Annotated in this window: 3 protein-coding genes; 1 reads left to right on the top strand and 2 read right to left on the bottom strand. The window is 40.5% G+C overall.

What is annotated here, in order from left to right:
* Positions 1-13: 13 nt before the first annotated feature.
* Together PHC76_RS03155 and PHC76_RS03150 are read right to left on the bottom strand one after the other, a co-directional pair.
* Positions 14-694, bottom strand: a complete 681-nt coding sequence (locus tag PHC76_RS03155; protein ID WP_299975200.1) for a response regulator — start codon at positions 692-694, stop codon at positions 14-16.
* The gene (locus PHC76_RS03150; RefSeq protein ID WP_299975202.1) at positions 679-3,078 is read right to left on the bottom strand and encodes a transporter substrate-binding domain-containing protein; all 2,400 of its coding nucleotides are present in this window, start codon (positions 3,076-3,078) and stop codon (positions 679-681) included. The genes PHC76_RS03155 and PHC76_RS03150 overlap by 16 nt, the downstream gene beginning before the upstream one ends.
* Before the next feature lie 255 nt (positions 3,079-3,333).
* On the opposite strand from PHC76_RS03150, the gene PHC76_RS03145 reads away from it, so the two are divergent.
* Entirely contained in the window at positions 3,334-11,691 is an 8,358-nt protein-coding gene (locus tag PHC76_RS03145; RefSeq protein ID WP_300209789.1) for a DUF4347 domain-containing protein, read from the top strand.
* Positions 11,692-11,721: the final 30 nt, after the last annotated feature.

Below are 11,721 nucleotides of genomic sequence, written 5' to 3'. Positions count from 1 at the left end.
AATGACAACCAAACTACTCAGCTTTATTACTAATATATCCTACATCTTTAATATTTTTAATAATAATATCTGGGCATATTTTACGAAGTTTTGCAATAATATTACGTAATGTTGCTTCATTTGTAATTGGGGAATTTAGCTCATCATAAAAAAAACTCTCATACCTAACAATATTACCAAAATTTTTAATAAGTAACCCTAGTACTTTATGTTCACTTTTCGATAAGGATAATGGACTATTATTTTTGAATATTAGCCCCTCTTTGCCAATATGATAATCAAAACTTTTTTGAGTTAAATTAGTAGTCATCCATGATAGTTCATAAGTTATTTTTTCAAGTGCCTTTTTCAGTTCAAATGGGGATACAGGCTTTATTAAATATTTACTCATGTCAATTTCAGTTGCTTGCAATAATAGTTCTTTCTCTGAATGAGCACTCATTATGATAATTCTTGTTCTCTTATTTACATTTCGAATTTGTCTAGCAACCTCTAAACCATTTATTTTTGGTATGTTAATATCTAAAATTACCACATCAGGATAATAGTGGTGATATAATTTTAAAGCCTCATTCCCATCTGATGCATAATAAACAGTTTTAAAATATGATTCAAAATACTCACCCATTTTAAGCTGAATCTTACGTTCATCTTCGACATAAAGAAGAGTATATTCTCTTAAATCTGCTCCCAAGAGAACTCCTTTTTTAATATAATAATAAATTTTGCACCATTTGTCGTATTCTCTACAGAAATAAAACCATGCATATGCTCTTCAATAATCATTTTACATATATATAGCCCTAATCCACTGCCACCAAACTTATGCTTTGTAGTGTAATAAGGTTCAAATATTCTGTCTATATGTTCATCTGCTATCCCACCACCGTTATCTTCAATGATAATTCTTATCTCATCATTATAATCTACTACAGAAACAAAAATTTTTTTCTTTCCAATATCTCGTTGCATCAAAACATCTATAGAATTACTGAGTATACTAACTATCACTTGAATCAATTCATTTTTATAAACTAATATTTTTAGATTTTCTGCACTATCCAAACAAATTGTTATATCTTTAAGAACGCTACTTAAGAGATTACACGAATAAGTCATAATCTCATTCATATGTACGAGCTCTTTATCTCTATCCTTACGAAAAAAATTTCTAAAGTCTTCGATAGTTTGAGACATATGTGCTGTCAAATCAGTAGCTTCTTTGAGTGTATCTTCCAAATAGCTTGCATCTAATTTTCCCAATTCATACATACGATCTATATTGAGCAAAATTGCATTGATATTCATGAGTGGTTGACGCCATTGATGTGCGATATTATCAATCATTTCACCCATAGATTCTAAACGACTTTTTTGAGATAGTTCTTTCTCAAACTTCATACGTTTAGCGAGCTCCTCCTCAACCCGCTTTTCAAGATTAAAATTTAATTGTTTTAAATTTTTTTTAGCCTTTTGAAGTAGCCATAATGCATGTTGTGTCCGCTTATGCGCTTTTTTAAGATTTTTATACCAATATAAAATCAATATCATAAATACTATACTTCCAAATAACACTTTGTACGCTAACGAATAATCAGTAATACGTTGAATATTTATTGCTAACCATTTATTCTCAATACGTTGTTTATCTTCAGGAGTAATGGAATCAACAGCTTTTTGGAATATAGAATGTAAGAATACTTCATCATTACGTGTAGCAATTGCGAGTTCGTAACCAATAGGTAATTTAGCGGATATTTTTAGATCCAGCCCTTCGGCTTGAATAACACGCGACACAGTTGCTGTAGAATCAATAAAACCAAAAACTTCACCACTTTTAACTTTATGAAGACCTTCAGAGATATTTTTAACTTCTACTAGATCCAAAGAGGGATAATTTCTTTTAAGATCACTTACACTAGCATAATCTTTTAGTACTGCGTACTTATGATTGATGACTTTCTCAAAATCATCTACAAAATCTTGCTTACTTTGAGTCACAACCACATAAGGAAAAGAGAGATAAGGAGTTGTAAAATCTAAATAAGCTTTCCTCTCTTTCGTTGACGTTGCCATAATTATTAAATCGCATTGACGCTTTTTTATCGCCAATAAGCTATCTGACCAATTATACGTTGGTCGTAAAGTTATATCAAAACCAGTTTTGTGACTTAACAAAGCGAGATAATCAGAGGACATGCCATCTAGCATACCATCTTTTGTTTTCCCCTCATAGGGCATCCAGTCCGGATCAAAACATAATCGCAGAGAACCTTTAAGTGCGATATAAGTTTGTTCTTCTTTGCTCAACGAAACTTTATCGGATACTGTCCAAATTTTATCATAGATTTCATCGTATCGTCCGGAAGATTTGAGATGCGCAAGTCCTGCATTAAAGTCATCGCGCAACGCAGCATCTCGAAATCCGACTTTGTATCCCGTTTTACCGCCAAATATATTGTACTGGTGATATTTGGTCGGGTCATAGCCATATTTTAGTGCAAAGTAGGAAAAAACATTCCAATCGATTACCAATGTGTCAGCTCGTTTTTCTAAAAACAATAAGACCTGTTCTTCCTGATTGGCGACTCCTCTGTAAAATGCCATTTTTGATGTTGCTTTTTTAAACTTTGGCCCTAAATCCTTAGTAGCACTTTCCCAAGCAAGTACTTTCCTTCCTTCGAGGTCGTTTAACGAAGAAATGGTGTTTGTATCATCTGGTTGGGTAACGGCATAGTTCCAAAAATAGACAAATTCATCTGAATAGTAAATATTGTGTTGCGATTCTGAAGTAGAAAGTGCTGACGAAGCATCAACGATTCCGCTTTGTAGTTGAGTAAGTAACTTATTTTTACTGATATATTTGCTTTTCATCGTATGGTTTCGATATGCCAATGCTTCTGACATGATTTTCAATTCAATGCCGCGATTTTCATTGGTGTCTTTTTCGGATTGAGCAAAAACAAACGGGGGTTTGGAATAACCGAAACCTACCGTTACATCAACGGCAAACAGGGTTGATGAAAAGGAAAATAGCACTAAAAATATATAGTAAAAAAAAACTTTTTTTATACGCATGTCGTTTAAATTTTATCCAATCGATGTACTTATTGAGAATAGTACATCATTATTCCATAAAATATTTTTTTTGTAACCAATATTGTTTTATTAACTACTATAATCAGTTGTTATAAAATAAAAGATTAAAAGTTCCACTACGATAATCTAAATTGGCTAATTTATCAAAAAATAAAATTTTTGTTGTTTTGATGATACTCTAATGATACTTGGAGTGTAAGATTTTATCATTAAAATCATACTCGGAGCCCCCCCATGCCAACCCCCCTCTACATCATCGATAGCAAAGTAACCGATCAAGAGCGAATAATCGCAAGCCTAGAGAGTGGTGCAAGGTATTATGTATTAGAAGCCGATAAAAATGGACTAGAACAAATAGCCAATATACTCAGCGGATACAATGATGTAGAGAGTTTGCATATCATTTCACACGGAGAGAGCGGAAGTATAACACTGGGCAATGTAACTCTCAATCAGACGAATATAGATGGCTACCAAGAACAACTTCAAACAATCGGACAATCCCTCAGTACTAAAGGGGATATTCTACTGTACGGATGTGATGTAGCCCAAGGGGAAAAAGGGGAGCAGTTCATACAGACACTCTCAACCTACACCAATGCAGATATAGCAGCATCTACCGATCTCACAGGTTTAAAAGGAGACTGGAACCTAGAGGCAACTACAGGAACTATTGAGAGTAATACCCTAAGCGTTGAACACTATACCTCAACACTTTTAAATTTAACCGCAAGTGCCGGTACCACAAACGATACTCTTATCGGAAGCGCTTTGAACGATACCCTAACCGGTAATAGCGGAAACAATACCCTAAACGGTGGAAAAGGAAATGATACCCTAAACGGTGGAGCAGGGAATGATACCCTACTAGGTGGAGCAGGTAATGATATACTCGATGGAGGAGAGGGGATTGATAACGCAAACTACGGTAATGCAACTATCGGAGTACATGTCGATCTTACTATCACTACTGCCCAAGATACACTAGGAGCAGGAGTAGATACCCTAACCAATATCGAAAACCTAACCGGAAGTGCATACAACGATACCCTTATCGGAAACAGTGGAAATAATATCCTAAACGGTGGAGTAGGTAATGATACCCTAAGAGGTAACGGAGGATCCGATCACTTAAACGGGGAAACAGGTGATGATACCTTTATCATCACACGGAACTCCGATATGGTTAATTCCATCATCAACGGAGGGGCAGGAATTGATACCCTCAAGCTTGAAGGGTATGCCAATCTCGACTTGACAAAAATCGGAGACACTCGTCTCCAAAATATCGAAACCATCGATATTACAGCTAACGGAAACAACAACCTAAAGCTCTCAACTATCGATATCCAAAGTATGAGTACCCTAGAGAGTGGATACCATAGCATTACCATCAACGGTAACACAGGAGATACCCTAACCCTCACCGATGGTACATGGACACGAACCAATGCACCATCGGGATACATCACCTATACCGATGAGACTACTCAGACTAAAATCATGGTTCAAGAGGGGATAACTGCAACGCTTCAAACCATATCACTATCTGATTGGCTTAATAGTAAAGTAAGTGATACTCAAACCCTCACAATAACTAAAGGAAACGATGCTCTGACTGCTTTTACATCTGCAATCACTGCACAAGATGCAATCACTGCAAATGACAATACAACTCTTAGTAATGCTGAAAAAGCTGGAGAAACTGCCTATACTGTAGCCATAGAGTACAGTAAGCTGGCAGATACATTAGTTACAAAAGCTGCAGATGCACTTGCGGTAGCAGATTCACCTGTATCCAATAAAGCATATACTGATGCATTGGCAATACAGGCGGATGCATCAAAAGCAGTAAGTATGGCGCAAGCTGTTGCAGATCAAACAGAAGCAATGACCGATGCAATCGTCGCCGATGCATTGAGCGTTGCTCAAAACGATGTAGCATCTGCTCAAAATAAAACGGCTATGACCGTGAATGAAATAGCAAATGCATCCTCTATCGGATCAGTTGCATCATCAGCGATTTCAAACGCGGCAGCAGTAGTAAGTACAATCAGTACTACGGACAACACTACATTGACAAAAGCCGAGAGTGAAACGGCAATGGCGGTTGATATTGCTCAAAAATATGTGGCTGCAACAGCACAAGCACTCACAGATGCAAGCGATGCCGTGAGCATGACCAAAGTGGCTGTAACCGCTGCACAAAACGCACTTGATAAAGCAGTTGCCGCAAACGAAGATACCACCGCAGAAAAAGCGGCTCTTAATCAGGCGATGTCGACCTACCAAGCAGCGGATGCAACAGCTGTAAATGCGATGGCGATCAATAAAGACGCTCTAAATCTCTTGAGTGTTGCAACTGATCTCCAAACTAAAACTGAGAGTATAACCGATGCAATCGTCGCCGATGCATTGAGCGTTGCTCAAAACGACGTAGCATCTGCTCAAAATAAAACGGCTATGACCGTGAATGAAATAGCAAATGCATCCTCTATCGGATCAGTTGCATCATCAGCGATTTCAAACGCGGCAGCAGTAGTAAGTACAATCAGTACTACGGACAACACTACATTGACAAAAGCCGAGAGTGAAACGGCAATGGCGGTTGATATTGCTCAAAAATATGTGGCTGCAACAGCACAAGCACTCACAGATGCAAGCGATGCCGTGAGCATGACCAAAGTGGCTGTAACCGCTGCACAAAACGCACTTGATAAAGCAGTTGCCGCAAACGAAGATACCACCGCAGAAAAAGCGGCTCTTAATCAGGCGATGTCGACCTACCAAGCAGCGGATGCAACAGCTGTAAATGCGATGGCGATCAATAAAGACGCTCTAAATCTCTTGAGTGTTGCAACTGATCTCCAAACTCAAACTGAGAGTATAACCGATGCAATCGTCGCCGATGCACTGGATAACGCAGCCCAAGCGGCAACAGTAGCAAGCAGTTCAGAAGCTATCGTAAGTAATGAGCAAGTGAACGCAGACAGTAAACAAAGTGATGCAACGGATGCCCTTACAGTTGCTACCACAGCATACGCTGCAATCAGCAACAGTGATAATACAACTTTGACAACAGCTGAGAGCACCGCAGCAACCGCCGTAGTAAAAGCAACCGACTATGTAACAGCAGCAACGACTTTAGTAGCTGATGCAACAATAGCACAAGCCGATGCAACAACAGCACTAATCGTTGCACAAGACGCACTCGATAAAGCAGTTGCCGCAAACGAAGATACTATCAAGGAACAAACAGCACTTGATAATGCCAGCACAGCAAAAACAGCAGCCAATACTGCTTTTACTAATGCAAATGCAGAACTTGCTAGCGCAAGTAGTGTACTAAGTAGTGCGACAACTCTTTACAATACTACCCATGCACTTGTCATAAACCATACAGGAGAACTTGCAGATGGTGTGATAAATTCTACTGATTCACTTTCAGATGGAGGAATCAGTGTTGCAGTTGGACTTCCTTCAGAGGCAATAGTAGATCAAGAAATAGTTCTTACTATCTCAGCAAGCGGTTCAGGGACAGAACAAACCGTTTCCTATATACTTCTTGCATCAGATATCACAAATGGTTACGCTACAGTTGCTGTATCGACAGCAACATTAGCAAATGCCGGTGATGGGGCAGATAAAGTATTTACCGCTACCCTCAACGGTACATCGGTAGGAACAGTAGCGACACTCACCGTCGATACCACAGCACCAACTGCACCAACCATCGATACGGTAGCAACAGACAATATCATCAGTGCAGCAGAACAAACCGCAACCGTGACCCTCACAGGTACCAACGCAGCAGATGCGACAACCACACTAAACGGACATGCCGTTACCCAAGATACCACAACAACTTGGAGCTACGTTCTTGATGCTGCTGCAATCACCGCAATGGGAGAAGGTTCAGAGACCTTGAGTGCCGTATCAACTGACGCGGCAGGTAACACCACGACCACTACCTATGATATCAGTGTCGATACCACGGCACCAACACTCATCAGTCAATCAGGGTTTGTCAATAGTGATACCGGTATCAGTTCGACCGATACCATCACCTCAAATCCTACAATAATCCTTAGTCTCGCTAACGATACCGATCACTGGGAGTTCTCAACGGATGGAGGAACAACTTGGAATGTCGGAAGTTCAAATACGATTACGTTGGCGGATGGAACTTACGATACGCGAAATATTTTAGTGAAACAATACGATCTCATAGGTAATAGCAATATCTCTAAAATGGGAAGTGATAATCGAGCCTATGCGATGGTGCAGCTCGAAGCGATATTGAATACGGCGGGTAATGATTCTGCTCCTCAAATCACTTCGGTGGGGACAAACGGAGAGTATGTGGTTACGTTTACGGGCTATGATAACTCAACACCAGCGGATGCTTCCATCTTTGTCCAAAAATTCAATGCCGATGGAACGAAGCAAGGCTCTATGGTAATTCTCGAAGGGATTGGAAGAACAAACGGTTTGGACGTTGCTTCTCAAATCACCTCAGTGGGAACTGCGGGTGAGTATGTGGTGACATTTATTGGGCAAGATACGTTACCACAAACAGACCAATCTATATATGTACAGAAATTCTATGCCAATGGAACGAAGCAAGGTTCTATGGTAAAGCTCGAAGCGAATGGGAATGCGACCGGTCAGGACAGCGCTCCTCAAATCACTTCAGTGGGAACTACGGGTGAGTATGTGGTAACGTTTTATGGGTATGAAAGCTCATCACCAGCGGATTACTCTATCTTTGTCCAAAAGTTCAATGCCAATGGAACCACACAAGGCAAGATGGTAATGCTCGAAGCGATCGCTAAAACGAATGCTAATGATGCTGTTCCTCAAATCACTTCAGTGGGAACTGCGGGAGAGTATGTCGTGACGTTTTATGGAGTAGATAGCCAAGGGGACAACTCGATATTTGTCCAAAAATTCAATGCTGATGGTACCACACAAGGCTTGATGGTACAGCTCGAAGCGATCAATATGACGAATGATGCTGATACTGCTACTCAAATCACTTCAGTGGGAACTGCGGGTGAGTATGTGGTGACATTTACTGGGCAAGATAGCTCATCACCAACGGATACTTCCATCTTTGTCCAAAAGTTCAATGCTAATGGAACCACACAAGGATCTATGGTTCAGCTCGAAGCAATCGCTAATATGAATGGTAATGATTCTGCTCCTCAAATCACCGCCGTAGGAACTACGGGAGAGTATGTGGTGACATTTACTGGGCAAGATAGCTCATCACCAACGGATACTTCCATCTTTGTCCAAAAGTTCAATGCTAATGGAACCACACAAGGCTCTATGGTACAGCTCGAAGCAATCGCTAAAACGGATGGTAGTGATTCTGCTCCTCAAATCACTTCTGTCGGGACTATGGGTGAGTATATGGTGACATTTACTGGGCAAGATAGCTCATCACCAACAGATTACTCCATCTTTGTCCAAAAGTTCAATGCTAATGGAACCACACAAGGCTCTATGGTAATGCTCGAAGCAATCAATATGCCATATAGTACTGATCAAGGTACTCAAATCACTTCGGTGGGGACTACTGGTGAGTATGTGGTGACGTTTTATGGAACCGATAGTCAAGGGGACAACTCCATATTTGTCCAAAAGTTCAATGCTGATGGTACCATTGTAGCAAAGCCTACTACTCTTATCGTCGACACCAGTGCACCGGATGCAGCAACTCTCACCGCCGCAACGCTTATGAGTACAGCGAATATCACTGTTCAAAGCACTGAAGTGGGTATGGCGTATCTCGTCAACGATACGGTAAGTGTTACGAATATGGCAAGCATCACTGCAGCAGGAAATAATACTTTTAACAGCGTTACCATCACTACAGTCAACACCGATACGACATTGTCATTGGTAGGATTGATAGACGGTACCTATAAGCTCTACACAGCGGATACGGCAGGAAATCTCTCATTAGTCTCGGGAAACAGCGTGATCATTGATACGGCTGGGATCTTGGCAGGTATCGTTACCGCTGCAGCTGATTCATTAACCGAGTCAATCAATAACGTTAATAGTGTACAAGATGAGTATACACTCGCCAGCTTACAAGGAAATGAAGTATCTATAGCATATACTGCAGCAATGAGCACACAAGGTGCAATCAGTTATAGTGATAATACAACCATAACAACAGCTGAAAGCACTGCAGCCGATGCTGTGGCAAAAGCGACCGACTATGTAACAGCGGCAACTACCTTGGTAGCCGATGCAACAACTGCCCAAGCCAATTCTATAACAGCGGCAAATGCAGTTTATAACGCACTAAATCAAGCGAATCAAGCGAATGCAGATAATACTGCAATAATGGCACTTTTAACCCCTGTAAGTAACAATAGAAGTGCAGCAGACACTGCACTTGCTAATGCACAAGCAACACTAAGTGCAGCACAGCAGGCATTAAGTGACGCACAAGTTCTCCAAACCGCAACCGAAGCAGCAACTGATGCAATCGTAGCATCTGCACTTGCCAATGCTCAAAGCATGGTACAAAACGCACAAATGTCTACCGAGATGGTCAACATGGATCTCTCTATGGCAAACGATTATGCAAACTTTGCGGCTTCATTACTCGCTACAGCTCAAACGGCTCAAACAGCTATTAGCAGTAATAATAACCAAACCCTCAGTGATGCAGAGAATGCAGCACAAAATGCAGTGGACGTAGCGAACAACATCGTTAATGGATTCGCTTTCGATATGGCATTCATGGATGCTCAAAGAGCTCAAATGTATGCTAATGATACCCTTAACACGGCACAAGACGCCTTTGATAAAGCCGTTGCTGCAAACGAAGATACCACAGCACAAACAGCCGCTCTTGATGCAGCACACAGCGCAGTCACTACAGCTAATGGACTTGTTGATAGCGTTATGGCAGCGCAAATAAATGCACAACAAACAGGACAACAAGCACTTACCGCAGCGCTTGATCTCCAAACCGCAACCGAAGCAGCAACTGATGCAATCGTAGCATCTGCACTTGCCAATGCTCAAAGCATGGTACAAAACACCCAAATGTCTACCGAGATGGTCAACATGGATCTCTCTATGGCAAACGATTATGCAAACGCTGCAACTTCATTACTCGCTACAGCTCAAGCGGCTCAAGCTGCGATTAGCAGTAATAATAACCAAACCCTCAGTGATGCAGAGAATGCTGCACAAAACGCAGTGTACGTAGCGAACAACATCGCTAATGGATTCGCTTTCGAGATGGCATTCATGGATGCTCAAAGAGCTCAAATGTATGCTAATGATACCCTTAACACGGCACAAGACGCCTTTGATAAAGCCGTTGCTGCAAACGAAGATACCACAACACAAACAGCCGCTCTTGATGCAGCACACAGCGCAGTCACTACAGCTAATGGACTTGTTGATAGCGTCCATGTAGCGCAAATAAATGCACAACAAACAGGACAACAAGCACTTACCGCAGCGCTTGATCTCCAAACCGCAACCGAAGCAGCAACTGATGCAATCGTAGCATCTGCACTGGATAATGCACAAAATAATGTACATAACACACAGATACTAGTCGAAGGGACAAATCAAAACTACACTATGACGCACAACCATTTCGCAAATAATGCAACTACGGCACTTGCTACAGCAACGACAGCGCAAAATGCAATAAACATCAATAATATTCAAACCCTTGTTGATGCGGATATCACTGCTCAGGATGCTGTAGACGCAGCCCTAAATTATGCAAACATGATATCAAACATGATGGATATACAATATGCATCCATGGAAGCTCAAAACACTCTCAGTATTGTCCAAGACGCCTACGATAAAGCAGTTGCCGCAAACGAAGATACTACCATGGAACAAACAGCTCTTGATGTAGCTCAAGCGACAATTGTTACCCTCAATGGAATCGCTGATAGTGCACGTACAGATGGACAACAAGCACTTACTGACGCTAGCAATCTCCAATCCCATACATTATCTATTTTATCCGGCATGGTAGATATTTTAGGTACTAGTGGTAACGATATCTTAACTGGTACGTCGTCTAATGATATTATTCTTGGAGGGTATGGATACGATGTGATAATAGGGAATGGGGGATCTGATGTATTATTTTCAGGAGCATACGATGATACCTTGATTCTTAATGAATCAAATATCACTTCATTAAGCGATAATAATGATCATCACATGCAAATCAATGGAGGTACAGAAATGGATACACTAGTATTAGATGCTAGTTCAATCACACTAGATCTAACCGCTATAGACAATACTAAAATAGCCAGCATTGAAAAAATTAGTTTAGATTATAATTCAAATGATCACAACAGCCTAATTTTAAACTTTAGCAATCTGCTTTCTCTTAATGAAAATCATACCCTTTATATTACGGGAAATGCTAACGATACAGTTACCATGACAAATCCTGCTTACCAAATAGGTACTGAAAATATTGGTGGAATTAATTATTTTACCTATGATATGGGTGATACAACAGCACCTGATCTCTGGATTCAAACAGGAATACAGGTGCTAGGTGTTATACCTGCATAATAGTGACCAAAAGAACTTGTGAAATGTTAT

This window comes from Sulfuricurvum sp., from assembly GCF_028710345.1.
Classification (GTDB): domain Bacteria; phylum Campylobacterota; class Campylobacteria; order Campylobacterales; family Sulfurimonadaceae; genus Sulfuricurvum.
Note: the sequence above shows the minus strand (reverse complement) of the source record. Positions and strands in the feature narration are given on the sequence as shown.

What these genes read in the sequence shown, in the direction of transcription:
- PHC76_RS03145 (WP_300209789.1), top strand. Translation starts at nt 3,334, where the DNA reads ATGCCAACCCCCCTCTACATCATCGATAGCAAAGTAACCGATCAAGAG.
- PHC76_RS03150 (WP_299975202.1), bottom strand. Translation starts at nt 3,078, where the DNA reads ATGCGTATAAAAAAAGTTTTTTTTTACTATATATTTTTAGTGCTATTT.